22 protein-coding genes are annotated in these 25835 nt (G+C 60.7%); 19 read left to right on the top strand and 3 right to left on the bottom strand.

Features of this window, described 5'->3' with window-relative positions; translation table 11 throughout:
• The first annotated feature begins 3 nt into the window (after window positions 1-3).
• The 6 genes from KHO23_RS19625 to KHO23_RS19600 all read left to right on the top strand — a co-directional run bounded on the left by KHO23_RS19625 (window position 4) and on the right by KHO23_RS19600 (window position 7159).
• Entirely contained in the window at window positions 4-1788 is a 1785-nt protein-coding gene (locus tag KHO23_RS19625; protein ID WP_211612912.1) for a branched-chain amino acid ABC transporter ATP-binding protein/permease, read from the top strand.
• A gap of 11 nt (window positions 1789-1799) precedes the next feature.
• Entirely contained in the window at window positions 1800-2552 is a 753-nt protein-coding gene (locus KHO23_RS19620) for an ABC transporter ATP-binding protein (protein ID WP_211612911.1), read from the top strand.
• A gap of 175 nt (window positions 2553-2727) precedes the next feature.
• The gene (gene mnmG, locus KHO23_RS19615) at window positions 2728-4686 is read left to right on the top strand and encodes a tRNA uridine-5-carboxymethylaminomethyl(34) synthesis enzyme MnmG (protein ID WP_211612910.1); all 1959 of its coding nucleotides are present in this window, start codon (window positions 2728-2730) and stop codon (window positions 4684-4686) included.
• Window positions 4683-5366, top strand: coding sequence for a 16S rRNA (guanine(527)-N(7))-methyltransferase RsmG (gene rsmG / locus KHO23_RS19610; protein WP_211612909.1), 684 nt, complete (start codon window positions 4683-4685; stop codon window positions 5364-5366). The genes mnmG and rsmG overlap by 4 nt, the downstream gene beginning before the upstream one ends.
• A gap of 94 nt (window positions 5367-5460) precedes the next feature.
• On the top strand, window positions 5461-6252 hold the full coding sequence (locus KHO23_RS19605; protein WP_211612908.1) for a ParA family protein: 792 nt from the start codon (window positions 5461-5463) through the stop codon (window positions 6250-6252).
• Between the two features lie 16 nt (window positions 6253-6268).
• A complete protein-coding gene (locus KHO23_RS19600; protein WP_211612907.1) occupies window positions 6269-7159 on the top strand; it encodes a ParB/RepB/Spo0J family partition protein in 891 nt (296 codons plus the stop codon).
• Between the two features lie 356 nt (window positions 7160-7515).
• Here KHO23_RS19600 and KHO23_RS19595 read toward each other — a convergent pair whose 3' ends face one another.
• Window positions 7516-7797 (bottom strand): hypothetical protein, encoded by a 282-nt coding sequence (locus KHO23_RS19595; protein WP_211612906.1) that lies wholly within the window; start codon window positions 7795-7797, stop codon window positions 7516-7518.
• Window positions 7798-8048: 251 nt separating this feature from the next.
• On the opposite strand from KHO23_RS19595, the gene KHO23_RS19590 reads away from it, so the two are divergent.
• The 10 genes from KHO23_RS19590 to KHO23_RS19545 all read left to right on the top strand — a co-directional run bounded on the left by KHO23_RS19590 (window position 8049) and on the right by KHO23_RS19545 (window position 17913).
• On the top strand, window positions 8049-8594 hold the full coding sequence (locus KHO23_RS19590; RefSeq protein ID WP_211612905.1) for an ATP synthase subunit I: 546 nt from the start codon (window positions 8049-8051) through the stop codon (window positions 8592-8594).
• Between the two features lie 175 nt (window positions 8595-8769).
• A complete protein-coding gene (atpB, locus tag KHO23_RS19585; protein ID WP_054038577.1) occupies window positions 8770-9621 on the top strand; it encodes a F0F1 ATP synthase subunit A in 852 nt (283 codons plus the stop codon).
• 93 nt (window positions 9622-9714) lie between these two features.
• Window positions 9715-9984 carry a F0F1 ATP synthase subunit C gene (atpE, locus tag KHO23_RS19580; protein WP_007180033.1) on the top strand — a complete coding sequence of 90 codons (270 nt, stop codon included), beginning with the start codon at window positions 9715-9717 and terminating at the stop codon, window positions 9982-9984.
• Between the two features lie 138 nt (window positions 9985-10122).
• Window positions 10123-10593, top strand: a complete 471-nt coding sequence (locus tag KHO23_RS19575; protein WP_074281809.1) for a F0F1 ATP synthase subunit B — start codon at window positions 10123-10125, stop codon at window positions 10591-10593.
• Between the two features lie 2 nt (window positions 10594-10595).
• Window positions 10596-11135 (top strand): F0F1 ATP synthase subunit delta, encoded by a 540-nt coding sequence (locus KHO23_RS19570; RefSeq protein WP_211612904.1) that lies wholly within the window; start codon window positions 10596-10598, stop codon window positions 11133-11135.
• Window positions 11136-11193: 58 nt separating this feature from the next.
• Window positions 11194-12735: a F0F1 ATP synthase subunit alpha gene (gene atpA / locus KHO23_RS19565; RefSeq protein ID WP_211612903.1), complete on the top strand. Its 1542-nt coding sequence runs from the start codon at window positions 11194-11196 to the stop codon at window positions 12733-12735.
• 139 nt (window positions 12736-12874) lie between these two features.
• Window positions 12875-13759, top strand: coding sequence for a F0F1 ATP synthase subunit gamma (gene atpG, locus KHO23_RS19560; protein WP_211612902.1), 885 nt, complete (start codon window positions 12875-12877; stop codon window positions 13757-13759).
• Window positions 13760-13874: 115 nt separating this feature from the next.
• A complete protein-coding gene (atpD, locus tag KHO23_RS19555; RefSeq protein WP_064267030.1) occupies window positions 13875-15269 on the top strand; it encodes a F0F1 ATP synthase subunit beta in 1395 nt (464 codons plus the stop codon).
• A 199-nt stretch (window positions 15270-15468) separates the two neighbouring features.
• Complete coding sequence (locus KHO23_RS19550; RefSeq protein WP_063497706.1) at window positions 15469-15894, top strand: F0F1 ATP synthase subunit epsilon; 426 nt, start codon at window positions 15469-15471, stop codon at window positions 15892-15894.
• 288 nt (window positions 15895-16182) lie between these two features.
• Complete coding sequence (locus tag KHO23_RS19545) at window positions 16183-17913, top strand: AMP-binding protein (protein ID WP_211612901.1); 1731 nt, start codon at window positions 16183-16185, stop codon at window positions 17911-17913.
• An 870-nt stretch (window positions 17914-18783) separates the two neighbouring features.
• On the opposite strand, the gene KHO23_RS19540 is transcribed toward KHO23_RS19545, so the two are convergent.
• Window positions 18784-19581, bottom strand: coding sequence for a transporter substrate-binding domain-containing protein (locus tag KHO23_RS19540; protein ID WP_211612900.1), 798 nt, complete (start codon window positions 19579-19581; stop codon window positions 18784-18786).
• A 218-nt stretch (window positions 19582-19799) separates the two neighbouring features.
• Between KHO23_RS19540 and hemE the strand changes: the two genes are divergently transcribed.
• From hemE to KHO23_RS19525, 3 genes are all read left to right on the top strand, one after another.
• Entirely contained in the window at window positions 19800-20900 is a 1101-nt protein-coding gene (hemE, locus tag KHO23_RS19535) for a uroporphyrinogen decarboxylase (RefSeq protein ID WP_211612899.1), read from the top strand.
• A 464-nt stretch (window positions 20901-21364) separates the two neighbouring features.
• Window positions 21365-23611, top strand: coding sequence for a primosomal protein N' (locus tag KHO23_RS19530; RefSeq protein WP_211612898.1), 2247 nt, complete (start codon window positions 21365-21367; stop codon window positions 23609-23611).
• A 170-nt stretch (window positions 23612-23781) separates the two neighbouring features.
• Window positions 23782-25212 carry a YeiH family protein gene (locus KHO23_RS19525; protein WP_211612897.1) on the top strand — a complete coding sequence of 477 codons (1431 nt, stop codon included), beginning with the start codon at window positions 23782-23784 and terminating at the stop codon, window positions 25210-25212.
• Window positions 25213-25568: 356 nt separating this feature from the next.
• On the opposite strand, the gene KHO23_RS19520 is transcribed toward KHO23_RS19525, so the two are convergent.
• Window positions 25569-25742, bottom strand: a complete 174-nt coding sequence (locus KHO23_RS19520; RefSeq protein ID WP_211612896.1) for a hypothetical protein — start codon at window positions 25740-25742, stop codon at window positions 25569-25571.
• Window positions 25743-25835: the final 93 nt, after the last annotated feature.

Raw genomic sequence — 25835 nt, 5'->3', positions numbered from 1 at the left:
ACGATGAAACGGATCATGCAAAACAAGTTCTTCTGGTTGTTCCTCGTGGTGCTGTTCGCGTTGCCGGTGCTGCCGCACCCGATTCACGTGCCCGAGTACTGGGTGACGCTGCTCAACTACATCGGCCTGTATTCGATCGTCGCGATCGGTCTCGTGTTGTTGACGGGTATCGGCGGGATGACGAGCTTCGGGCAGGCGGCGTTCGTCGGCATCGGCGCCTATGCGACCGCGTATCTGACGACGGCGTATGGCGTGTCGCCGTGGCTCGCGCTGATCGCGGGCGTGGTGGTGACGGCGTTGATTGCGCTGATGCTCGGACTCGTGACGATGCGGCTGTCGGGTCACTTTCTGCCGCTCGGCACGATCGCGTGGGGGCTCGCGCTGTTCTATCTGTTCGGCAACCTGGAGATGCTCGGCAAGTACGACGGCATCAACGGAATTCCAGTGCTGAATGTCTTTGGCATCAACCTGGAGTCCGGCCGCCATATCTATTACCTGATCTGGATCGTGGTGCTCGGCGCGGTGATTTCTGTTCAAAATCTGCTTAATAGCCGGCCGGGGCGGGCGATCCGTGCCTTGCGCGGTGGCGGCATGATGGCCGAGGCAATGGGCGTCAACACGGCGTGGATGCGTGTGGTGATCTTCGTCTATGCCGCGGTGTTGGCGTCGATCTCAGGCTTCCTGTACGCACATTTGCAGCGTGCGGTGAATCCGACGCCGTTCGGTCTGAATCACGGTATCGAGTTTCTATTCATGGCGGTGGTGGGTGGCGTGTCGCATGTCTGGGGCGCGGTGCTCGGTGCGGCGATTCTGACGGTGTTGCAGGACTATCTGCAAACGTTGCTGCCGAAGCTGCTTGGCGAGAACGGCAACTTCGAAGTGATCGTCTTCGGCATCCTGATGGTGCTGTTGCTGCAATACGCTCGCCAGGGCGTATGGCCGTTCGTCGCGCGGTTTTTCCCGAAGGGGCCGCGTGCGCATCTGTCGGATCATGCGGAGCCGTTGCCGCAACGCAGCAAACCGACGGCCGGTGAAGATCTGCTGACGGTGAATAAAGCGCGCAAACAGTTCGGCGGACTGGTCGCGGTGAACGATGTCAGCTTCGAGGTGAAAGCAGGGCAGATCATCGGTTTGATCGGCCCGAATGGCGCCGGCAAATCGACGACCTTCAATCTGGTCACGGGCGTGCTGCAAGCGACGAGTGGCGAAATAACGTTCCGCGGCGAGCGGATCGATTCGTTGAGTTCACGCGAAATCGTCAAGCGCGGCATTGGCCGCACCTTCCAGCACGTCAAGCTGCTGCCCGGAATGACGGTGTTGGAGAACGTGGCGATCGGTGCACATCTGCGTGGCCATGCCGGTGTGTGGCGCAGTGTTGCGCGGCTGAACGGCGCTGAAGAAGCACGCTTGATGGCCGAAGCGGCGCGGCAGATTCGCCGGGTCGGACTCGAGCAACATATGTACGACGAGGCGGGAAGCCTCGCGTTGGGGCAGCAGCGGATTCTCGAAATTGCTCGCGCACTGTGCTGTGACCCGACCTTGCTGCTGCTGGACGAACCTGCCGCGGGTCTGCGGTATCAAGAAAAGCTGCAATTGGCGGACTTGCTGCGCCGCCTCAAGGCCGAAGGCATGAGCGTGTTGCTGGTCGAGCACGATATGGATTTCGTGATGAACCTCACCGATCGGTTGGTGGTAATGGAGTTCGGCACGCGGATCGCAGAGGGCTTGCCGCAGGATGTCCAGCAAGACCCGGCTGTGCTTGAAGCTTATCTGGGCGGGGTGGAGTGATGGAGAACACGATGAATGCAGCAACTCCAATTCTTGACGTGAACGGTTTGTCGGTCCGCTATGGCAAGGTCGAAGCGCTGCACGGCGCGGCAATTAAAGTGCGGCCCGGGCAGATTGTCTCGGTGATTGGTCCGAATGGCGCGGGCAAGTCCACGCTGCTGAACGCGATCATGGGCGCATTGCCGACTACGGGCCATGCGAAGGGCGCGGTTCTCTATCAAGGTGAAGACGTCAGCGCGGTACCGGTTGAGAAACGGGTCGCGCGCGGCATGTGCCTGGTACCGGAGAAGCGCGAACTGTTCGCGTCGATGACCGTTGAAGACAATCTGGTCCTCGGCGCCTATCGGCGCAAGCGGGCAGGGGATCGAAACTTTCTCGATCAACTCGAGCCGGTCTTTACGCTTTTTCCTCGCTTAAAAGAGCGCCGGAAGCAGGCAGCCGGAACGCTATCCGGTGGCGAACGGCAGATGCTGGCAGTGGGGCGTGCCTTGATGGGCAAACCGGATCTGCTGATGCTCGACGAACCGAGCCTGGGTCTCGCGCCGCTGATCGTGAAGGAAATTTTTCACATCATTAGCGCGCTGCGGCAGACGGGCGTCGCGACGCTGTTGATCGAGCAGAACGCACGCGCTGCGCTGCAAATATCCGACTACGGCTACGTGCTTGAAACGGGTGAGTTGGCGCTGGAAGGGCCCGCGGCTGATCTGGCGCAGAATCCGCGCGTGATCGAAACATATCTGGGATTGGCCAAGAAAGTGGCTTAGTGCTCCCATTTCGTTCAGGTTGCTGCCGTCTGAAGCGGTGTGTTTCACGTGAAACACACCGCTTTTTTCTTGTCTGGCCATTCGGCCGAAATTCGGGCCTAAACCGAACCCGTTATAATTCGCCCATACATTTTCCTTTGAAAGGCTCACGCGACGATCTGGCGTGAGATCCGCGATGCTTTTTCCCACAGAATTTGACGTAATCGTCGTTGGCGGCGGTCATGCCGGCACCGAAGCCGCATTGGCTTCGGCACGCATGGGCAATACGACCCTCCTCCTGACGCATAACATCGAAACCCTCGGTCAGATGAGCTGCAATCCGTCCATTGGCGGGATTGGCAAAGGCCATCTGGTGAAGGAAGTCGATGCGCTTGGCGGTGCGATGGCGGCTGCGACGGACGAGGGCGGGATTCAGTTCCGTATCCTCAATTCGTCGAAGGGTCCTGCGGTACGCGCTACGCGCGCGCAGGCGGACCGTTTGCTGTACAAGCAGGCGATCCGGCATCGGCTGGAGAATCAGCCGAACCTGTGGCTATTCCAGCAGGCGGTCGACGATCTGATGGTGGAAGGGGATCGCGTCGTCGGCGCGGTGACACAGGTGGGGATTCGTTTCCGCTCGCGAGCAGTCGTGCTGACGGCCGGGACGTTCCTCGACGGCAAGATTCACGTGGGGTTGAATAACTACACCGGTGGCCGTGCCGGCGATCCGGCCGCGGTCTCGTTGTCCGCACGCCTCAAGGAATTAAAGCTGCCGCAAGGCCGCCTCAAGACCGGGACGCCGCCGCGCATCGACGGTCGGACGATCGACTTTTCGAAGCTCGAAGAGCAACCGGGCGATCTGGATCCGGTGCCGGTTTTCTCGTTTCTGGGGCGCGTCGAGCAGCATCCGCGCCAAGTGCCGTGCTGGGTCACGCATACGAATGAGCGTACGCACGACATCATCCGTGGTGGGCTCGACCGCTCGCCGATGTACACAGGCGTGATCGAAGGGGTGGGGCCGCGGTATTGCCCGTCGATCGAAGACAAGATTCACCGCTTCGCGTCGAAGGAGTCGCATCAGATCTTCCTCGAACCGGAAGGACTGACGACGAACGAGTTCTATCCCAACGGGATTTCCACCAGCTTGCCGTTCGATGTGCAACTGGAACTTGTGCGTTCGATGCGCGGTTTGGAGCACGCACATATCCTGCGGCCGGGCTACGCGATCGAATATGACTACTTCGATCCACGCGGACTGAAGGCATCACTGGAAACCAAGGTGATCAACGGCCTGTTCTTTGCGGGCCAGATCAATGGCACGACCGGCTATGAAGAAGCGGCTGCGCAAGGCTTGCTGGCGGGGATTAACGCCGGCTTGTACGTGCAGGGCAAGGACGCATGGTGCCCGCGTCGCGACCAAGCCTATTTGGGCGTTCTGGTCGACGATCTGGTGACGCGTGGGGTGTCCGAGCCGTATCGCATGTTCACAAGCCGCGCCGAATACCGTTTGAGCCTGCGCGAAGATAACGCCGATATGCGTCTGACGGAGATCGGCCGTGAACTCGGTGTGGTTGATGACGTCCGTTGGGACGTATTCAGCCGCAAGCGCGATGCTGTTTCACGTGAAACAGAGCGCCTCCGTACAACGTGGGTCAATCCTAAGACGTTACCGGCTGAAGAGGCGACCGCCTTGCTCGGCAAGCCGATCGACCACGAATACAGCTTGGCCGATCTGCTGCGTCGTCCGGGCGTGACTTACGACGGCGTCTGCGGTTTGCGCGCGGGCGCATGCGCTGCGCCTGAAGCCCTGGCCGAAGACAGCGTTTTGCTCGCCCAGATCAAGGAGCAGATCGAGATCGGCATCAAGTATCAGGGTTATATCGATCGCCAAGCCGATGAGATCGAGCGGAATGAATCGCACGAAAGTACGCGTTTGCCGGAGGGGTTGGACTACGCCGAGGTACGAGGACTGTCGTTTGAAGCGCGTCAGAAGCTGACGCAATTCCGTCCTGAGACCATCGGCCAGGCATCGCGTATCTCCGGCATTACGCCGGCGGCGATCTCCTTGCTGATGGTCCACCTGAAGCGTGGCTTAGGGCGCCGTTCGACGAAACCCGCCGAACCCGGCACCGACACCACGCCGGTGGCGCAATGACGGTGAGTCAGAAGGGAAGTGGTAACGAGGCCTTGGCGCCGCTGTTAGCAAACGGCGTTCGCGAACTCGGCCTCGATCTGAGCGACGCGCAACGCGGCAAGCTGCTCGATTATGTTGCGCTGTTGTCCAAGTGGAACGCCGTTTACAACCTGACGGCGATTCGCGATCCGCGGCAAATGCTGATCCAGCACATCCTGGATTCGCTTTCGATCGTGCCGCATCTTGCTACTCGCGGCGTTTCCTCCGTGCTGGACGTGGGTTCCGGTGGTGGTCTGCCCGGGATCGTGCTGGCTATCGTGTTGCCCGACTGGACCGTCACCGTGAACGACATTGTTCATAAAAAGACGGCTTTTCAGGCTCAGGCCAAAGCCGAGCTTGGCCTTGCGAATCTGTCGGTCGTCACGGGCCGCGTCGAGACTTTGCAGCCGGGCGCCGAAGTACCGGCAAAGTTCGACGTAATCGTGTCGCGCGCATTCGCAGAGCTCTCGGATTTCGTTACACTGGCCCGTCATCTGGTTGCGGAGCAGGGCGCGATCTGGGCGATGAAGGGTGTGCGCCCGGATGGCGAGATCGAGCGCCTGCCAGCGGGTGCCCGCGTGGAGCAGATCATTCGGCTGAATGTGCCGTCGCTCGATGCGGAGCGGCATTTGATCAAGGTTTTGGTGGACGAGGGCAACTGACGGCCACCGGCAGGTTCGAGGCGCGCACCGCGTAGCAGAAAGCGCTTTTCACTTTATTCAAGCAGCTTCAAGCAGCAAAAGGGACACACCAACGATGGCAAAAATCTTCTGCGTTGCGAACCAGAAAGGCGGAGTCGGCAAGACGACGACGGCAGTCAATCTGGCCGCGAGCCTGGCAGCGCAGGGGCAGCGAGTCCTTCTCATCGATCTGGACCCGCAGGGCAACGCCACGATGGGCAGTGGCATCGACAAGGCTGCATGCGCGAACACCGTCTACGAAGTACTCGTGGATGGGGTGTCGGTGGCGGATGCGCGAGTGCGCCCGGAGGCCGTTGGCTACGACGTTCTGCCCGCGAACCGTGAACTGGCGGGTGCCGAGGTTGAACTCGTCAGCGTACAGAACCGCGAGCGCCAGATGAAGGTTGCCTTGGCGGCGGTGGAAAGTGAATACGACTTTGTGCTGATCGACTGCCCGCCTGCCTTGTCGCTGCTCACGCTCAACGGCTTGTGCGCCGCCCATGGCGTGGTGATTCCGATGCAGTGCGAGTACTTCGCGCTCGAGGGTCTTTCCGACCTGGTCAACACGATCAAGCAAGTGCACGCGAACCTGAACCGCGACCTGAAGGTGATCGGCCTGCTTCGCGTCATGTTCGATCCGCGCATCACATTGCAACAGCAAGTCTCGGATCAGCTGAAAGAGCACTTCGGCGACAAGGTGTTCGACGTGGTGATCCCACGCAACGTGCGTCTTGCCGAGGCGCCGAGCTATGGGTTGCCGGGTGTCGTGTTCGATAAGGCGTCGCGCGGTGCGCAGGCGTATGTGCAGTTCGGTGCAGAGATGATTGAGCGGGTGCGCACGTTGAATGACGCGCCCCAGGCGTCCTAAGGATCGAGGAAGCACAATGAACGCAGTAGCAAGAAAGAAGGGATTGGGCCGCGGTCTGGAAGCGTTGCTTGGCGGCAGCGCGGATATTACCGAGGTCGTGGCGATCGAGGGTGCACCGAACGTGCTGCCGCTCAGTAAGCTGCAGGCCGGTAAATACCAGCCGCGCACACGCATGGACGAAGGCGCGTTACAGGAGTTGGCGGCCAGCATCCGTGCCCAGGGGCTGATGCAGCCGATCCTCGTGCGGCCGGTTTCGGCGGATAAGTACGAGATCATTGCCGGCGAGCGGCGTTTCCGTGCCGCACGCATTGCGGGTCTCGACGAGGTGCCGGTGCTGGTGAAGGACGTGCCGGACCAGGCCGCCGCGGCGATGGCGCTGATCGAGAATATCCAGCGCGAAGATCTGAATCCGCTGGAAGAAGCGCAGGGCATTCAGCGCTTGCTCGACGAGTTCAATTTCACGCACGAGCAGGCGGCTGAATCGGTGGGTCGCTCGCGCAGTGCCGTATCGAATCTGCTGCGCTTGCTTAATCTCGCGACGCCGGTGCAGACGATGTTGCTGGCCGGCGATCTCGACATGGGGCATGCACGCGCGCTACTGGCCGTCGACGCCGCCACGCAGATCACGCTGGCCAACCAGGTCGTCAACAAGCGCATGTCGGTACGCGAGACCGAAAAACTGGTGACGGCGACCACCAAGGCCGCACCCACTGTGAAGGCACGTGCGAATCAGGACGGCGGCCGTGACACGCGACGGCTCGAAGAGGAGTTGTCCGATCTGCTTGCCGCAACGGTAAAGATCAAGCTCGGCCGACGCGGCCGTGGGCAGGTGCTGGTGGATTTCGGTGATCTGGACGCACTGGAAGGCATTCTTGTCCGGCTGCGTGGTAACGCTACTACTGTGTGATCATCGTGGGTTGAATGTGAGGGATGTGAACCCGCTGGGACATGGGTGGGTTCCGTTCCTCCTCGAACCTTCATGTGTGTTCGGCGGTAGTGGTGGTGCGGCGGACGTATCCGCCGCGAGCATCGTTCGCTTGACTATTCCCTTGATCGACAACCCAGGTGAGCTTAAGTTGGATTCCTAATTATCCGTCGCGTTTGATGGTAAGGATTCCGACATATTGATTTGCGCGGCTGTTTTCCCTGTGACGTCGATATGATTGGGTTGCATCGAGATCTGAATCGGCCGTGCAGATGCGGCCGCTTGCGGGGTGGGCTTACCGCTGCATCGTTGCGGCGGGTTCCGTATACCTCGTCCTTTCACGTCTTCGGATCCGGCGGCGGGCGTTGTGTGCCGACGAGCGGGTAGGGCGGATGCGAAGGGCAGGCATCGACATGAACTGGCAGGCGCTGACTGCTCGCGGTATCGATCGCCCGGTACGCAAGCAGTGTCCGACGCTGTTTGGTCGCACTGGGAAGGGCCACGGCCTGCGCCTGCTGTCTTGCCTCTACCCGGCGGGGCCCTTTATGTCCACCAAAGCTGGCAAAAATGGTCGTCTGTTGCATTTTTGAGACGTCCGCAATAGCGTCGACATGACGCATTCGCGTACTTCAGCCTCGTCGATTCATTGCGCATGTTTTGCCGCCCCCCGGCCGCCTTACATTTGCCGTTTATACGTTGTCCGACATCATGTTCCCGTATCGTGGAGACCGTTTTCACACTGGTTATTGAACGGCCTAAAGTCTTGAATTGCCTGCAACTATCGCTTACAATCGCCCGGATTTAATTGCACGGCAACCCCGTAAGCGCAGCGTAAGCTCGCGGGCTGGAACAAGACTTTCGGAACACTGCGATGGCGGTTAAAACGTCGAATCAAGCGCCGAAGAATGGGCGTGACGACCACCGCGCTGAACGCACCGTTTCCGTTGCGTCCACCGGTCAGCACGTTACAACTGACGATGCGTGGGATGTCGAGCAACAAGATAACAATATCGTTCCGCTCACGCGGGTCGAGGCTGAAAAGCTGTTTGGCCCGAATGTGAGTCGTCCATCGCGCGTTACGCCTTTCAAGGTCGTGGCGGCGCAAATGGTTTTGTCCCTGGGTGCGACGCTGCTGTGGTGGCTGTTCTACAAGCCGCCGGGCGATGCTGCGCTGTCCGCGTTCCTGGGGGGAGCGATCTGCTGGGTGCCGAGCGCGTTGTTCGCGGCACGTCTTAGAACGCTGAGCGGCGCCGAAACAGCGATGAGCTGGATGATTGGCGAAGCGCTCAAGATGGGGACAACGATCGCGATGTTTGTAGCCATCGCTTTCTGGTATCACGACGTACGCTGGGTGCCGCTGCTCGTGACCTACCTCATCGCGCTCAAGACATACTGGATTGCCTTGGCGTGGCGCTAAGGTTGTAGCGAAAAGTGGTAGCACAAGAGTAGCAGCACAAAATTCAGGCCGGCGCGCAGCGCCGGCATCAGGAGTGCGGATCTGACACGATCCGCACCCGGCGTGTTCCCGCAATACAGTATTGCGGCGGGAACGGCCCGAGACGATTTTCGACAATTTGGGTGGCATTAACGATATGGCAGCTAGCGAAGGCACGCGCGCTCTGGATCCGTCCGAGTACATCGCGCACCACTTGCAGAACTTTTCCACCGCGCACCAGACGTCGATTTTCGACATTCATGTGTGGAATCTGGACACCCTTTTCTGGTCGATCGTTTGCGGTCTGGCCACGATCGCCATCCTGCATCTTGCAGCCCGCAAGGCGACATCCGGCGTGCCGGGTCGTTTCCAGTGCGCGATCGAAATGCTGGTCGAGATGGTCGAAGATCAATCGAAGTCGATGATCCACGGCTCACGCACCTTCATCGCCCCGTTGGCACTGACCGTGTTCGTCTGGGTTGCGTTGATGAACTCGCTCGACTTCATCCCCGTCGACCTGCCGGGCCGCGTGATCGGCTGGCTGGGCCTGTCGGAAGCCATCCCCCATCACCGCATCGTGCCGACCGCCGACCTGAACGGCACGCTCGGCATCGCGCTCGGCGTATTCGCGCTGATGATTTACTACAACTTCAAGATCAAGGGCGCAGGCGGCTTCGTGCATGAACTGCTGTCGGCTCCGTTCGGCGCACATCCGCTGCTGTGGATCCCGAACCTTGCATTGAACATCATCGAGTTCGTCGCAAAGACGGTTTCGCTCGGCATGCGGCTGTTCGGCAACATGTACGCGGGCGAGCTGTTGTTCCTGCTGATTGCCCTGCTCGGCAGCATGTGGGGTTTCGGCGCGGACGCGTCAGTGCTCGGCTTTATCGGCCACGTCATCGCAGGTACGGTTTGGGCGATCTTCCACATCCTGATCGTTCTGCTGCAAGCGTTCATTTTCATGATGCTGACGCTGGTGTACATCGGACAGGCACACGACAGCCACTAATCACGGCGTGTCGAACGACGAATTGTTTTAGTTTTTGTTTTATTAAATCCCAGTTCCAACCAGTTCTAAAAGACTTTTCACAAAGGAGTGATCATGCAAGCTTTCATCGCCAACATCCAGGGTCTGACCGCCATCGGTATCGGCATCATCATCGGCCTGGGTGCAATCGGCGCCTGTATCGGTATCGGCCTGATGGGTGGCAAGTACATCGAAGCATGTGCTCGCCAGCCGGAACTGATGAACCCGCTGCAAACCAAGATGTTCCTGCTGGCTGGTCTGATCGATGCGGCGTTCCTGATTGGCGTTGGTGTGGCAATGCTGTTCGCGTTCGCGAACCCGCTGCTGTCGAAGCTGGCAGGCTGAGGTTCCTCGGAAGTTTGCGCCTGAGCTATAACTAGTTAAGGCGCAGGGCGGAACGGGCACTTAGGCGCTGATCGAATACAGAATCGATGAGCGCCTTGCCGTTTCACTTTCCGAACTAGCAACGTTTAAGGAAACACCGTGAATCTCAACGCAACCCTGTTTGCGCAAATGGTCGTGTTCCTGATCCTCGCGTGGTTCACGATGAAGTTCGTGTGGCCGCCGTTGATCAACGCCCTCGACGAGCGCTCGAAGAAGATTGCTGACGGTTTGTCTGCCGCTGAAAAGGGCAAGGCTGAACTCGAAGCCGCTCACAAGCGCGTCGACCAGGAACTCGCTCAGGCACGCAACGACGGTCAGCAACGCATTGCTGACGCAGAAAAGCGCGCTGTGACAGTCGCTGACGAAATCAAGGCTCAAGCACAAGCTGAAGCCGCTCGCATCATCGCGCAAGCGAAGGCCGACGCGGACCAGCAAGTCGTGAAGGCGCGCGAAACGCTGCGCGGCGAAGTCGCTGCACTCGCCGTGAAGGGCGCAGAACAGATCCTGAAGCGCGAAGTCGACCAGGCAGCTCACGCTGACCTGCTGAATCAACTGAAAGCCGAGCTCTGATCATGGCCGAACTTGCAACCATCGCCCGTCCGTACGCAGAAGCGCTGTTTGGCGTGGCCGAAGCTGGTGACATCGCCGCCTGGTCCACGCTCGTGCAGGAGCTGGCACAGGTTGCGCGTCTGCCCGAAGTGCTGTCGATCGCCACGAGCCCGAAAGTAAGCCGCGCCCAGGTCAGCGAACTGCTGCTGGCCGCGGTCAAGTCGCCGCTCAAGGACAACGCGCAAGCGAAGAATCTGGTGCAAATGCTGGTCGATAACCATCGCCTGCAATTGCTGCCGGAAATCGCTGTGCAGTTCGAAGAGTTGAAAAATGCCCGCGAAGGGGCGGCAGATGTGCTGATCGTCAGCGCATTCCCGCTCGAAGGCGCGCAGTTGAACGAACTCGTCGCAAATCTCGAACGCAAATTCAAGCGCAAGCTGAAGCCGACGGTCGAAGTCGACTCGTCGCTCATCGGCGGCGTGCGCGTGACAGTTGGCGACGAAGTGCTCGATACCTCGGTCCGCGCGCGGCTTGCCAGCATGCAGACGGCTCTGACGGCCTGAAGCGCCCGAGGCGCTTCAGCGGCTGGCACGCAACAGAATTGACTATCAGGAGCGAATAATGCAACTCAATCCCTCTGAGATCAGCGAGCTGATCAAGAGCAGGATCCAGGGCCTTGAAGCGAGCGCAGACGTTCGCAACCAGGGCACCGTGATCTCCGTGACCGACGGTATCGTGCGTATCCACGGCCTGTCGGAAGTGATGCAGGGCGAAATGCTCGAATTCCCGGGCAACACCTTCGGTCTCGCACTGAACCTCGAGCGCGACTCGGTCGGCGCCGTGATTCTGGGTGAGTACGAACACATTTCGGAAGGCGACATCGTCAAGACGACGGGCCGCATTCTCGAAGTGCCGGTGGGTCCGGAACTGCTCGGCCGCGTGGTCGATGCACTCGGCAACCCGATCGACGGCAAGGGCCCGATCAACGCGAAGAAGACCGACGCAATCGAAAAGATTGCTCCGGGCGTGATCTGGCGTAAGTCGGTTTCGGAACCGGTCCAAACCGGTCTGAAGTCGATCGACGCAATGGTGCCGGTTGGCCGTGGCCAGCGCGAGCTGATCATTGGCGACCGCCAGTGCGGCAAGACCGCAGTCGCAGTCGACGCGATCATCAACCAGAAGGGCAAGAACCTCTTCTGTATCTACGTCGCGATCGGCCAGAAGGCTTCGTCGATCATGAACGTGGTGCGCAAGCTGGAAGAAACCGGCGCGCTGGAATACACGATCGTCGTGGCCGCTTCGGCTTCGGAATCGGCTGCGATGCAATACCTCGCACCGTACGCCGGTTGCACGATGGGCGAATACTTCCGCGACCGCGGTCAAGACGCGCTGATCGTGTATGACGATTTGACCAAGCAAGCTTGGGCATACCGTCAGATCTCGCTGCTGCTGCGCCGCCCGCCGGGCCGCGAAGCTTACCCGGGTGACGTGTTCTATCTGCACTCGCGTCTGCTGGAACGTGCTGCGCGCGTCTCGGAAGAGTACGTCGAGAAGTTCACGAACGGCGAAGTGAAGGGCAAGAGCGGTTCGCTGACGGCACTGCCGGTCATTGAAACGCAAGCAGGCGACGTGACCGCATTCGTTCCGACGAACGTGATCTCGATTACCGACGGCCAGATCTTCCTGGAAACCGACCTCTTCAACGCAGGTATCCGCCCGGCAATTAACGCCGGTGTGTCGGTGTCGCGCGTGGGTGGTGCGGCTCAGACCAAGGTTGTGAAGAAGCTGTCGGGCGGTATCCGTACCGACCTCGCACAGTATCGTGAGCTGGCTGCGTTCGCGCAGTTCGCATCGGACCTCGACGAAGCGACCCGCAAGCAACTGGAGCGCGGCCGCCGCGTGACGGAACTGCTGAAGCAGCCGCAGTATCAGCCGCTGCAAGTGTGGGAACTGGCGGTTGCGCTGTTCGCCGCGAACAACGGTTACCTCGACGATCTGGAAGTTGCGCAAGTGCTGCCGTTCGAAAAGGGCCTGCGCGACTATCTGAAGACGAGCCACGCTGACCTGGTCAAGCGCATCGAAGATACCAAGGAACTCTCGAAGGACGACGAAGCCGTGTTGCATACGGCTCTCAAAGACTTCAAGAAGTCCGGCGCTTATTGATCTGCGAGTGATCCGCAAGGCATAAACGGACCTTGAAGCGGCGCGGGCCGCAGGCAACTGAACCCGCGCTGCTTCGATCGCTTTGCATGGGACCCGAGTAAGCGTTAATGCGCTAACTCGGGCCGACAAGGAGCAAGCAATGGCTGGAATGAAGGAAATTCGCGGCAAGATCAAGAGCGTGCAAAACACGCGCAAGATCACGAAAGCGATGGAGATGGTGGCCGCATCGAAGATGCGCCGCGCTCAGGAGCGCATGCGCGCTGCTCGCCCGTATGCCGACAAGGTCCGCGATATCGCTGCGCACATGAGCCGTGCGAACCCGGAGTATCGTCACCCGTTCATGGTGTCGAACGAAGGTGCGAAAACGGCCGGCATCATCCTCGTCACGACCGATAAAGGTTTGTGCGGTGGTATGAACACCAACGTGTTGCGCGCGTCGCTGCAGAAGTTCAAGGAACTGGAAGGCCAGGGCAAGACGATCGAAGCAACTGCGATCGGCACCAAGGGTCTGGGTTTCCTGAACCGTCTGCGCGCCAAGGTGGTGTCGAATGTCGTGCATCTGGGCGACACGCCGCATCTGGAAAAGCTGATCGGCGCGGTGAAGGTGCAGCTCGACCTGTACTCGGAAGGCAAGGTTTCGGCGGTGTACCTCGCGTACACGCGCTTCGTCAATACGATGAAGCAGGAGCCGGTGATCGAGCAACTGCTGCCGCTGTCGGCAGACCAGTTCGAGCGCAAGGATGCGGACGGCACGACGCCGAGCACGCAGTGGGACTACATCTACGAGCCGGATGCACAGGCAGTGGTGGACGAACTGCTGGTGCGTTATGTCGAAGCGCTGGTCTATCAGGCCGTCGCGGAAAACATGGCATCGGAGCAGTCGGCACGAATGGTCGCAATGAAGGCCGCTTCGGACAACGCGAAGACGGTCATCAACGAACTGCAGCTTGTGTACAACAAGAGCCGTCAGGCCGCGATCACGAAAGAACTGTCGGAAATCGTCGGTGGCGCAGCGGCGGTCTGACCATGACGGTCAGGCATGTCGTTACGTGTGCGTCTTAGTGGCGCACCCGCCTAGGCGGCCCCATCGAAACTGCGCCTTTGCGCGAGTGAAGAATTGAGTATCTAAAGGAAAAGCGATGAGTACTACTGCTTTGGTAGAAGGCAAGATCGTACAGTGCATCGGCGCGGTGATCGACGTGGAATTTCCGCGTGAATCCATGCCGAAGATTTACGACGCGCTCATTCTCGAAGGTTCGGAACTGACCCTCGAAGTCCAGCAACAACTGGGCGACGGCGTTGTCCGTACCATCTGTCTGGGTGCATCGGACGGCCTGCGCCGTGGCACGGTTGTTAAGAACACGGGTAAGCCGATCAGCGTGCCGGTTGGCAAGCCGACCCTCGGCCGGATCATGGACGTGCTGGGTCGCCCGATCGACGAAGCCGGCCCGATCAACTCGGACGTGGTTCGCGGTATTCACCAGAAGGCTCCGGCGTTCGACGAACTGTCGCCGTCGACGGAACTGCTCGAAACCGGCATCAAGGTTATCGACCTGATCTGCCCGTTCGCGAAGGGCGGTAAGGTTGGCCTGTTCGGTGGCGCCGGCGTGGGCAAGACCGTGAACATGATGGAACTGATCAACAACATCGCTAAGGAACACGGTGGTTACTCCGTGTTCGCCGGTGTTGGCGAGCGTACCCGCGAAGGGAACGACTTCTATCACGAAATGAAGGACTCGAACGTTCTCGACAAGGTCGCGCTGGTGTACGGCCAGATGAACGAGCCGCCGGGCAACCGTCTGCGCGTCGCGCTGACCGGTCTGACGATGGCTGAGCACTTCCGTGACGAAGGTCTCGACGTGCTGTTCTTCGTCGACAACATCTACCGTTTCACGCTGGCAGGCACGGAAGTGTCGGCACTGCTCGGCCGTATGCCGTCGGCAGTGGGCTATCAGCCGACGCTGGCTGAAGAAATGGGTAAGCTGCAAGAGCGTATTACGTCGACCAAGACTGGCTCGATCACGTCGGTGCAGGCCGTGTACGTCCCTGCGGATGACTTGACCGATCCGTCGCCGGCTACGACCTTCGGCCACCTGGACGCAACCGTCGTGTTGTCGCGTGACATCGCTTCGCTGGGTATCTACCCGGCAGTGGACCCGCTCGATTCGACCTCGCGTCAGATCGACCCGAACGTGATCGGTGAAGAGCACTACTCGATCACGCGCGGTGTGCAGCAAACGCTGCAGCGCTACAAGGAACTGCGCGACATTATCGCGATTCTGGGTATGGACGAACTGGCGCCGGAAGACAAGCTCGCCGTTGCGCGCGCTCGTAAGATCCAGCGTTTCCTGTCGCAGCCGTTCCACGTCGCTGAAGTGTTCACGGGCTCGCCGGGCAAGTACGTGCCGCTGAAAGAAACGATCCGTGGCTTCAAGATGATCGTTGAAGGCGAGTGCGACCACCTGCCGGAACAAGCGTTCTACATGGTCGGCACGATCGACGAAGCCTTCGAAAAGGCCAAGAAGATCCAGTAAAGGTCGGGTGTAACGAAGCGGGCGCCGGCCTCGCGCGGGATCGGTACTTAATCGTACCGGCACGCAAAGCCGGCGCCTCTTACTACGCTCAACAGCCTTGCATGGGACCAGAGTAAGCGCTAGCGCCAACTCTGGTCGAGCTTTGCAGGGGACCCGAGTAAGCGCTAAAGCGCCAACTCTGGTCGCCACAGGAGTCGATATGGCAACCATTAAAGTAGACGTCGTCAGCGCGGAAGAGCAGATCTTCTCGGGCCAGGCGAAGTTCGTCGCGCTGCCGGGCGAAGCAGGTGAACTCGGCATTCTGCCGGGCCACACGCCGCTCATCACGCGGATTCGTCCGGGTGCGGTGCGCATCGAAGTTGAAAACGGCGAAGAAGAGTTTGTGTTCGTCGCCGGCGGTATTCTCGAAGTCCAGCCGGGCGCGGTGACGGTCCTGGCCGACACCGCTATCCGCGGCAAGGATCTCGACGAAGCTAAAGCCGAAGACGCGCGCAAGCGTGCGGAAGAGGCGCTGCAGAACACAGGTTCGAACCTCGAATACGCCACCGCGCAAGCGGAATTGGCGTACGCGACGGCTCAACTCGCTGCGATCCAGCGCCTGCGCAAACTGCGCGGTCAGAAGTAATCAACACGTATCAGAGAAAAAGCAGCCTTCGTGGCTGCTTTTTTTTGACCTGATCTTGACGTTTACGGAAAGGTAAGCCAAATTCTTTTTTCGGCCAGGACGGCTGGCCATCGACAGCTTGCGGCCAACGGTTCACGCTCGCAATTCACGTTCATAGCATGCCGCTGCAGCGATCCATCAATGCGCTGCGGGTAACACTTGATGCCGTCCGGACATAAGCCGGTGGCACAATCAATTTCAAATTCATTTCAATAGACTGGGCGAGCTTCCGCTCTCGGAGACAACACCATGGCAACGCACGTGTCAGGCGTAGGAGCACTCATCGAACCCCAAGACAACCTGTCGTATGTCCGCGGGTCGACAGAGAATCCCTTGAGCGAAGCGCCGGTCGGCCAATTTCTGCGCGACATCGCTGCGCGCTTCCCTGACCGCCCGGCCGTGGTATTTCGCGAGCAGGGCATTCGCTGGACGTGGAAGGAGTTCGCCGAAGAAATCGACGTGCTGGCGTCCGGGCTTCTCGCGCTCGGCATCGTGAAGGGCGACCGTGTCGGCATCTGGTCGCCGAATCGCGTCGAGTGGCTGCTCACGCAGTTCGCCACCGCGCGCATCGGCGCAGTGCTGGTCAACATCAATCCGGCTTACCGGCTCGCGGAACTCGAGTACGCGTTGAATAAGGTCAGCTGCAAGGCGATCGTCGCGGCCGAGCGTTTCAAATCGTCGATGTACCTTGAGATGCTGCAGGAGCTCGCGCCGGAACTCGCGACGCACAATCCGGGCGACTTGCACGCCGCTCGCTTGCCGGATCTACGCTGCGTGATTCGCATGTGCGATACCGAAACGCCCGGCATGCTGACCTTCTCCGAGGTGATCGAGCAGGGCCGCGCAACGCTCGACGTCGCGAAGCTCGATGCCATCGGCGCGACGCTGTCCTGCCATGAACCGATCAACATTCAGTTCACCAGCGGCACGACGGGCAATCCGAAGGGCGCGACCCTGACGCATAGCAATGTCGTCAACAATGCGCGCTATATCGCGATGGCGATGCGTCTAACGGAACAGGACGGCTTGTGCATTCCCGTCCCGCTCTATCACTGCTTCGGGATGGTGCTGGCGGTGTTGGCGTGCGTGTCGGTCGGCGCGAATATGGTGTTCCCGGGCGAGGGCTTCGACCCGGCTGCGACGCTCGCGGCTGTCGCCGAAGAGCAGTGCACCGCACTGCACGGTGTACCGACCATGTTCATCGCCGAACTCGATCATCCGAGCTTTGGCAGCTCCGACCTTTCGCGTTTACGCACGGGCATCATGGCTGGCTCGCCGTGCCCGATCGAGACGATGAAGAAGGTCGTCTCGAGAATGCATCTGAACGAGATCACCATTGCTTATGGCATGACGGAAACGAGCCCGGTGTCCTTCCAGAGTTCGACCGCCGACCCGCTCGACAAGCGCACCACGACAGTTGGCCGTATCCAGCCGCATCTGGAGGTGAAGATCGTCGATCCGCTAGGCAATATCGTGCCGGTGGGGGAAACGGGCGAATTGTGCACCAAGGGCTATTCGGTGATGCAAGGCTACTGGGGCGACGAAGCGAAAACGCGGGAAAGCATCGTCGACGGCTGGATGCATACCGGCGATCTGGCGACGCTCGATGCCGAAGGCTACTGCAACATCGTCGGCCGCCTGAAGGACATGCTGATTCGGGGTGGTGAAAACATCTACCCGCGTGAGATCGAAGAATTTCTGTTCCGCCATCCGAAAATCCAGAGCGTGCAGGTGTTCGGCGTACCCGACGCGAAGTACGGCGAGGAAGTGTGTGCGTGGATCGTATTGCGCTCAGGGGAGCAGGCCACAGCGGAGGAAATCCAGCAATTCTGCCAGGGCCAGATCGCGCACTACAAGGTGCCGAAATACATCCGCTTCGTCGACGAATTGCCCATGACGGTGACCGGCAAAGTGCAGAAATTCGTGATGCGCGAACAGATGATCAGCGAATTGAGGATACAGGAAGACAAGACGGCCTGACGGCCATGCTGGTTCGGCGCCGCCCGAAGATTCGCGCGACGCCGGCCGACATTTTGGGGAAAACCGTTTGCTGTGGAAGGGGCTAGTGCGCGGGAAACACGCGGCTGGAAAGCCGCCAGATCGCCCCGCCAAGAAGCTCGCAAACGTTTGACCGGACGAAAAAAAAGCGGGCCTGGAGCCCGCTAAAAACCACACGCTACGGGGTTAGCGCGAGGAGACCAAAGTTGGAACCAACTGAGACGACGACCCTACGTCGACTACGGCCCCAGCAGGGATGCCCCTTCACAGGGCTTCGGCATACGCCGACCGGCAAGTGCATTGTATCCGCTCACACCACGCACCCAGCCACATCCGTGTTGAAACCGTTGAGGGCATTGTGGGCGAATTAACCTACGAGCGCGGTAACAAAGTGTTTCAGGTTGTAACGCCCGCCAGATAAGGCGCGGCGGGATTTATTTCCAATTTGAAACGTATTAAACGTAATTTTTACCGATGACTATTGGGCAATTTCATACGCCTGATTGATGCCATTCGTGACGCATACCGCAGCGTAATCCATTCAGTCGATTCCGCATGAAATGGTTGCATGCTCATCCTTTTGAGGCGGACCGGTTGTGTTACAGGCGTTTCTCCAACGTGCCGAAGCCATCCGTTCACGGACAAATACGTGCGCTGCGCTGCAACACCCCACATGCGCCGGAAAGATTCGCAAGGGACCGACTCGTTGGCCCCCGCTCAACCGCATTGTTCAGTTTTTGCTTAACACCTTGGGGGCCGGTTACACGATTGTGTCAGCAATGCGAACCTATTAATCGATCAAACCGGCGGACTTTTCCGACTTGACGCGACGAGGGCCGCATCACGCGACCCTTATTTCAGCCACTTATCCGAGATCGCCTGATATTCGCCGGTCGCTCGTGCAAGGTGCAACCACTGATCGACGTATTGCTGGAACGCCACGTCGCCGCGCGGCAGCAACCAGGCCTTCTCACCATACTGGAAAGGCTTATCCGGATGCACTGAGCAAAGACCCGGATTTAGCTTTTGCTGTAGCAAGGTCTCCGACGCATCCGTCACCATGACGTCGGCCTTGCCGGCGAGGATCTGTTTGAAGATCGTCACGTTGTCCGGATAGACGGTCAGGTTTGCGTGCGCGAAATACTGTTTGGCGAATCGCTCGTTGGTGCCGCCCGGATTGACGATCACGCGGGTCGCCGGTTGATCTATCTGAGACACGGTCTGGTATTTGTTGACGTCGTCACACCGGACGATCGGCGTTTTGCCGTCGATCATGTACGCCTGAGTGAAAAACGCGCGCTTCTGGCGCTCGAGTGTCGGCGAAACACCGCCCACGCCGATATCGCATTTCGCGACAAAGTCGTTCATCAGGTTCGGCCACGACGTTTTGACGAATTCGGCCTTCACGCCAAGCGATTTGGCAAGCGACTCGGTCATGTCGATATCGATGCCTTCGAACTGGCCGTCTGCCTTGTAAAACGAATACGGCTTGTAGTCGCCGGTCGTGCAGGCGCGCAGCGTGCCGCGCGCGAGGATGTCGTCGAGCCGCGAGGGCGTTGCGGCGGTGGCGCTGGTCTGTGCCTGGGCCACGCCTGCATGCATGAAAACACCGGCCAGAACGCCGAGCAGTGCGAGTGCTGCCTTATTCATCGTCTCTCCTTGATCGCGCGTAATTATTTGGTAAGGCCGTCGGATGATAGCCCGGCAATTCGCGCTTGAACATTGGCCGTACAGCTAAGCCACGACGCTGCACAGGTCAGCCAAAACGCCAACCGCAAGCAAGGTGCGTGAGAGTTATTGCCTGCATCAAGCGCGATATGGCGAGCCGGGTCCGGTAAAATACTCCTTTGCTCTGAGTCGTACGCAACGTGGCCCATAAACTCCTGAACGACACTTTCCTGCGCGCGCTGCTGCGCCAGCCGACCGACTACACGCCGATCTGGCTGATGCGGCAGGCGGGCCGCTACCTGCCGGAATACAACGCCACGCGAGGTCGTGCGGGCAGTTTTCTCGGTCTGGCGAAGAACCCGGCGTACGCAACAGAGGTCACGCTGCAGCCGCTCGATCGCTATCCGCTCGACGCCGCAATCCTGTTCTCCGACATCCTGACGGTGCCGGACGCCATGGGTCTGGGTCTCGAGTTCGTCAATGGCGAGGGCCCGAAATTCGCGCGGCCGGTCCGCACGGAAGACGACGTGGCGCGCCTCGCCGTACCGGATATCGACGCCACGCTGCGCTACGTGACTGACGCAGTGCGCGAAATCCGCACCGCGCTCACCGACGCGCAAGGCCGTCAGCGCGTGCCGCTGATCGGGTTTTCAGGCAGCCCGTGGACATTGGCGTGCTACATGGTCGAAGGCGGCGGGTCAGCGGATTTCCGCACGGTCAAATCGATGCTGTACGCGCGCCCGGACCTGATGCACCGGATTCTCGACGTCAACGCGAAGTCGGTTGCGGCCTATCTGAACGCGCAGATCGAAGCCGGCGCGCAAGCCGTGATGATTTTCGACACGTGGGGTGGGGCGCTCGCGGACGGCGTCTACCAACGCTTCTCGTTGCAGTACATCCAGCAGGTTGTGAGTCAGTTGAAACGTGATCACGACGGCGAAAAAGTGCCGGTGATCACCTTCACGAAGGGCGGCGGGTTGTGGCTCGACGAGATCGCCAATTCCGGCGTGGATGCGGTCGGTCTCGACTGGACCGTGAACCTGGGCCGAGCGCGCGAGCGCGTGGGTAGCAAAGTGGCGCTGCAGGGCAATATCGATCCTTCGGTGCTGTTTGCGCCGCCGGCTTCGATCCGTATGGAGGCGCGCGCCGTGCTCGACAGCTTCGGGAATCATCCCGGTCATGTCTTCAATCTCGGCCATGGGATTTCACAGTTCACGCCGCCGGAGCATGTTGCCGAACTCGTCGACGAAGTTCATCGTCATAGCCGCGCGATTCGCAGCGGCGCGCATGCACCAACCTGACACCGTCGCCGGCGTCATTTTTGCTGCAACGCAGCGAACTGGGCTCTCGATCTAAGGGAATAATTGCAGTCAGCGGGCCGTCAGATGGCGGTCTTGCGAAAGTCAAGACTTGACTTATGCACATTGATCACGCTGCGGCGCGGTAGAAGCTTTCGTCGTGCCCCAGCCCTTGCACATTGGCGGCGCATTTGATCTAAGCCTTGTCTGGCAAGGGTTTCACGGGTTCACGGGAAAATGTGCGGAATCCCACAGAAGGCCGCTGTGGCGCGGTTCCTGGGCCATTCGAGCGAAGTTCTTAACAAAGTTATCCACAGGCAAGCGGACCGATTGCAATTGTTCAGCCGAATCCAAAACTTAGCGCCGAAATTGAAGTTTTACTTTAACTTCGATGGATTCGCCGTTTGCTCAATGTGTGCTGTGACGCGGCATCGTGCCGCATCCATTGACCTGATCCACACCGCCGCGTGAGTGAAGTGTTCGTCCGCGTCGCGCTGGATCATCCGCTGCCGACTTTGTTCGACTACCGCTGCGACACACCCCAGCAGGTCGCGCCGGGCATGCTGGTGAGCGTGCCGTTCGGCAAGCGGCACGTGGTAGGGCTCGTATGTGAAGTGACCACTCACAGTGACGTGCCCGCTGACCGCCTGCGGGCGGTGAACACTGTCTGTACGGCTTGTCCGCCCGTGTCGGCCGAATGGCTGGCGTTAGCGGCCTTCGCTGCCGACTACTATCAACGCGGCCTTGGGGAAGTAGCCCTGCCCGCATTGCCGCAAGCCCTGCGTGACGCCTCGCGGTGGTCGCGCCTGTTCGCACCGGAAGAGCGCTACAGCCTGACGGCGACGGGTCGCGCCGCGTTGCCGGACACGTTGCCTGCGCGCGCCAGCGCGTTGCGCAAGCTTGCCTCGGCTCTTGCCGGGGCCGAATTTCTGCTCGCCGCCGACGCTCGCGCACTCCACCCCAAGGCCATTGCAAGCCTGGAGGCATGGCAAGCCGAAGGCTGGATTGCGCTGGAGGTGATCGAAGCCGCCGAGGTGCTTGCCACCCCCGCATCGCCGGATACGCCCGCACCCGTCTTACCCACGCTCACCGGTGAACAGGCGGCCGCAGTCGAAGCGATCCGCGACGCGAACGGCTTCGCGCCGTTTCTGCTGCATGGCGTGACGGGCAGCGGCAAGACTGAGGTGTATCTGCGCGCGCTCGCCGAGATTCTGGCGGCGAAGCCCGACGCGCAGGCACTCGTCCTCGTCCCCGAAATCAATCTGACGCCGCAGTTCGAGTCGGCCTTCCGCGCGCGCTTTGCCGCGCTCGAAGGTACGTCGATCGTCACGCTGCACAGCGGTCTTGCGGAAGGCGAACGGGCCCGCAACTGGTTTGCCGCACACACCGGGCGCGCGCGCATTGTGCTCGGCACGCGGCTCGCGGTGCTTGCCTCGCTGCCGAAACTCGCGATCATCGTGGTCGACGAGGAACACGATCCGGCCTACAAGCAACAGGAAGGCCTGCGCTACTCGGCGCGCGATCTGGCGATCTACCGCGCCAAGCAACTCGGTTTGCCGGTTGTGCTCGGCTCGGCCACGCCCTCGCTGGAAAGCTGGTGGCAGGCGGATCAGGGGCGCTATAAGCGTCTAACCCTGTCGCGCCGTGCAGTTGCCGAGGCCGTCCTGCCGACCGTCAAGCTGATCGATCTTGAAGAAGAGCGGCGGCGTGGGCGGGCCTCGGTGGAAGGATTGTCCGGGCCGTTGATCGCGGCCTTGAAGGCGCGGCTCGAGCGCGGTGAGCAGAGTCTCGTCTTCCTCAACCGGCGCGGTTACGCACCGCAGCTCGCCTGCGATGCCTGCGGCTGGGTGGCCGGCTGTCCGCGGTGCAGTGCCTACGTCGTGTTGCACAAACCCGAGCGCGCGCTGCGCTGCCACCACTGCGGCTGGGAATCGCGCATTCCGCGCTCGTGCCCGGAGTGCGGCAATGTCGACATCGCCCCGATGGGACGCGGCACGCAGCGCGTCGAAGAAACGCTGGCGAGCGCTGTACCCGGCGCCCGGGTGCTGCGTATCGACGCCGACAGCACGCGCCGCAAAGGCAGCGCGCAGGCGCTGTTCTCCGACGTCCACGCAGGCGAGGTCGACATCCTCGTCGGCACGCAGATGATTGCGAAGGGCCATGATTTCCAGCGGGTATCGCTGGTCGGTGTCCTGAATGCCGACACTGCCTTGTTTTCGCACGACTTCCGCGCGAGCGAACGCCTCTTTGCGCAATTGATGCAGGTGAGTGGCCGCGCGGGCCGCGCCGCTTTGCCGGGCGAAGTGCTGGTGCAGACGCGTTACCCGCGCCATGCGCTGTATCACGCGCTGGGGCGGCATGACTACGTCGGCTTTGCCAATTCGACGCTCGCCGAGCGGCGCGACGCGCATCTGCCGCCGTTCGTCTATCAGGCCTTGCTGCGCGCTGAAGGCCGCACGCTCGAAGCCGCGATCGCCTTCCTGCAGCAGGCCGCCGCCGCGCTGACGGAGATTCCGGCCGCCGCGCGCGTGACGGTTTATGACGCCGTGCCGCTCACCATTGTCAAAGTGATGCACGTGCATCGTGCGCAATTGCTGATTGAGAGCGCGTCGCGGGCCGCGTTGCAGGCTACTTTGCGCGCGTGGCAGCCTATGTTGCGCGGGTTGAAAGGCGTGCTGCGCTGGAATCTCGAAGTCGATCCGCTCGACATCTGACACCGCTCGCCGCGCCATTCGGGGCGGTACTTCTTTGAGTCATATTCATAGAGCGAATGGTCGTTTCGCTTTGCGCCGCCGCTCGCCTATATTTCGCCGAATCGGCGCATGCAAAAGCAAAACCCGAACATTCCCGCGCCGATGCACCTCAACTGACTCGGGGCATGGCGATGAGCGATACCAATCAAACCCTGCCGACTGGCGCAGCGCCCGGCAAACACCGCAGCGGCCATAGCGCACACGGCGGCGGCCTGTTTTCCACTGAAGACTGGTGGGCCGTCTGGATAGGCCTGTTGGTGATCGTGATTGCCTGGGGGCTGTTCGCCTCGGGCAGCAGCATCAAGTGGCTGGCGGTTGCACCGGCTAAATGGTCAAGCGTGGCGCAAGTCGCGCAAGACATCGGCAAGCATCTTCCGAACTACGTCGCGCTGTTCATCGTGTTCGCCGTGCTGTTCGGCGTGAGCCTCGCCGCGTTAAAGCAGCGGGTCAGTGCTTTCCTGGCGGCGTTTTTTATCCTGTTCGTCGTGTCGGCGCTGATCTTTACACTGGGCGCGTGGGTCAATGCGTCGAAGTACAACCTCGAACCGCCGCTGGTGGCGCTGGCACTCGGCCTGTTGATCTCGAACGTGGCTGTGCTGCCGGCGTGGTTTTCCGCCGGATTGCGGGTGGAGTTTTACATCAAGGTTGGCATCGTGCTGCTCGGCGCGACGCTGCCGTTCACCCTGCTGGTGTGGGCGGGGCCAGTCGCGGTGGGACAGGCGAGCATCGTCTCGCTCGTGACGTTTTTTGTGATCTTCTTTGCCGGCAAGGCGCTTGGCCTCGACCGGCGTTTTGCGGCCGTGCTCGGCGTGGGTGGCGCGGTGTGCGGCGTTTCGGCGGCGATTGCGATTGCCGGCGCGGTGCGCGCCAAGCGCGAGCAGGCGTCGATGGCGATCACGCTGGTCGTGCTGTGGGCAATCGTGATGATCTTCGTGCTGCCGTTCGTATCGCGCTCACTTGGACTATCGACGGCGGTAGCCGGCGCATGGATCGGCACCTCAGAATTCGCTGACGCCGCGGGCATTGCCGCCGCTCAAGCCTACGGCGACTTCGCGAAGCACGCGGGCGGGGTGATTGCCGGCGCCCCTGAGGCGTCACTGCAGGCGTTCACGCTGATGAAGGTGGTGGGCCGCGACATCTGGATCGGCATCTGGGCGTTCGTGCTGGCAATTGTCGCGACCACGCGCTGGGAATCGCAGGACAGCGGCGTCGAGGCCAAAGCCAATGTGGGCGATATCTGGGCGCGCTTTCCGAAATTCGTGATCGGCTTTGTGATCGCGTCGGCGTTGGTGACGTGGATCGCCAGTCACTACTCGTTGGCCGATTACCGCAAGGTCGTCACGCCCGAATTCGTCGCGCCGATCGCCGCGCTGCGCACATGGGCCTTCACGTTCTGTTTTCTGAGCATCGGATTGACCACACGCCTGCGCGCGCTTTCGGCCACGGGTGTGAAGCCGTTCCTGGCCTTTACGGCGGGCGTTGCGGTCAATATCGCCATCGGCTACGCGCTGTCCGCGCACGTGTTCGCACCGTACTGGAATAGCCTGGGACAGGGCTCGTGATGAGCGAGGCCGTCCTCATTGCCGGCACGGCCCACGCACGCTTCGATGCGTGTGCGCCGTGCTGTGCAAGCTGCCGGTACCGCGCCGAGAATCGGCATTCGCTGGAGCAAAGCATTCCGGGCCTCGCCGTATTCGGTTCCGGGTTTGGCGCGAGCGTGGCGGGGAGCCGGCTATGCCGACTGCACGACCAGCTCGTTTCGCCTGACGACACTTGCGCTCAGTTCAAACCGATCCCGAACTGCTGACGCGCGAGTTTGCGTCGCCGCCGCTTGAACCGGGCGGCTCACATTCACTACTCGCGGTGTCGTTCGAGACTGGCGTCGCTGTGTTTGTCGCGAGTCGCGGGATTCAGCGACTCAATCGTTCAATGCCGCTCGCGTATCGCCCGCCGATGCACGCGATGCGGGGCGCGCACGTCCCTCCTCGGACTTGCGCCGGCTCGAAGAGCCGCCCGTCGCGCCACGAATGAAGAGCACAGCGCACGCCGCACACATCGCCCAGATGCCCAGAATCACTAACCACTTTTCCATTTCACCAGTCCTCTAAAACCCCGTACCGTTTTTTATGTGCGTGCCTTGCGGCCGCGATCATCCATGTTCTGTATAACGGCGCGTCGAGCAATC

It is taken from the genome of Paraburkholderia haematera, assembly GCF_905220975.1.
Lineage (GTDB): Bacteria > Pseudomonadota > Gammaproteobacteria > Burkholderiales > Burkholderiaceae > Paraburkholderia > Paraburkholderia haematera.
This window is presented reverse-complemented; position numbering and strand designations above follow the sequence as displayed.

What these genes read in the sequence shown, in the direction of transcription:
- KHO23_RS19540 (WP_211612900.1), bottom strand. Translation starts at nt 19,581, where the DNA reads ATGAATAAGGCAGCACTCGCACTGCTCGGCGTTCTGGCCGGTGTTTTC.
- KHO23_RS19520 (WP_211612896.1), bottom strand. Translation starts at nt 25,742, where the DNA reads ATGGAAAAGTGGTTAGTGATTCTGGGCATCTGGGCGATGTGTGCGGCG.
- KHO23_RS19550 (WP_063497706.1), top strand. Translation starts at nt 15,469, where the DNA reads ATGGCAACCATTAAAGTAGACGTCGTCAGCGCGGAAGAGCAGATCTTC.
- KHO23_RS19570 (WP_211612904.1), top strand. Translation starts at nt 10,596, where the DNA reads ATGGCCGAACTTGCAACCATCGCCCGTCCGTACGCAGAAGCGCTGTTT.
- atpE (WP_007180033.1), top strand. Translation starts at nt 9,715, where the DNA reads ATGCAAGCTTTCATCGCCAACATCCAGGGTCTGACCGCCATCGGTATC.
- KHO23_RS19525 (WP_211612897.1), top strand. Translation starts at nt 23,782, where the DNA reads ATGAGCGATACCAATCAAACCCTGCCGACTGGCGCAGCGCCCGGCAAA.
- KHO23_RS19600 (WP_211612907.1), top strand. Translation starts at nt 6,269, where the DNA reads ATGAACGCAGTAGCAAGAAAGAAGGGATTGGGCCGCGGTCTGGAAGCG.
- atpB (WP_054038577.1), top strand. Translation starts at nt 8,770, where the DNA reads ATGGCAGCTAGCGAAGGCACGCGCGCTCTGGATCCGTCCGAGTACATC.
- rsmG (WP_211612909.1), top strand. Translation starts at nt 4,683, where the DNA reads ATGACGGTGAGTCAGAAGGGAAGTGGTAACGAGGCCTTGGCGCCGCTG.
- KHO23_RS19545 (WP_211612901.1), top strand. Translation starts at nt 16,183, where the DNA reads ATGGCAACGCACGTGTCAGGCGTAGGAGCACTCATCGAACCCCAAGAC.
- KHO23_RS19590 (WP_211612905.1), top strand. Translation starts at nt 8,049, where the DNA reads ATGGCGGTTAAAACGTCGAATCAAGCGCCGAAGAATGGGCGTGACGAC.
- KHO23_RS19625 (WP_211612912.1), top strand. Translation starts at nt 4, where the DNA reads ATGAAACGGATCATGCAAAACAAGTTCTTCTGGTTGTTCCTCGTGGTG.
- mnmG (WP_211612910.1), top strand. Translation starts at nt 2,728, where the DNA reads ATGCTTTTTCCCACAGAATTTGACGTAATCGTCGTTGGCGGCGGTCAT.
- atpA (WP_211612903.1), top strand. Translation starts at nt 11,194, where the DNA reads ATGCAACTCAATCCCTCTGAGATCAGCGAGCTGATCAAGAGCAGGATC.
- atpG (WP_211612902.1), top strand. Translation starts at nt 12,875, where the DNA reads ATGGCTGGAATGAAGGAAATTCGCGGCAAGATCAAGAGCGTGCAAAAC.
- KHO23_RS19620 (WP_211612911.1), top strand. Translation starts at nt 1,800, where the DNA reads ATGAATGCAGCAACTCCAATTCTTGACGTGAACGGTTTGTCGGTCCGC.
- atpD (WP_064267030.1), top strand. Translation starts at nt 13,875, where the DNA reads ATGAGTACTACTGCTTTGGTAGAAGGCAAGATCGTACAGTGCATCGGC.
- KHO23_RS19595 (WP_211612906.1), bottom strand. Translation starts at nt 7,797, where the DNA reads ATGCGTCATGTCGACGCTATTGCGGACGTCTCAAAAATGCAACAGACG.
- KHO23_RS19605 (WP_211612908.1), top strand. Translation starts at nt 5,461, where the DNA reads ATGGCAAAAATCTTCTGCGTTGCGAACCAGAAAGGCGGAGTCGGCAAG.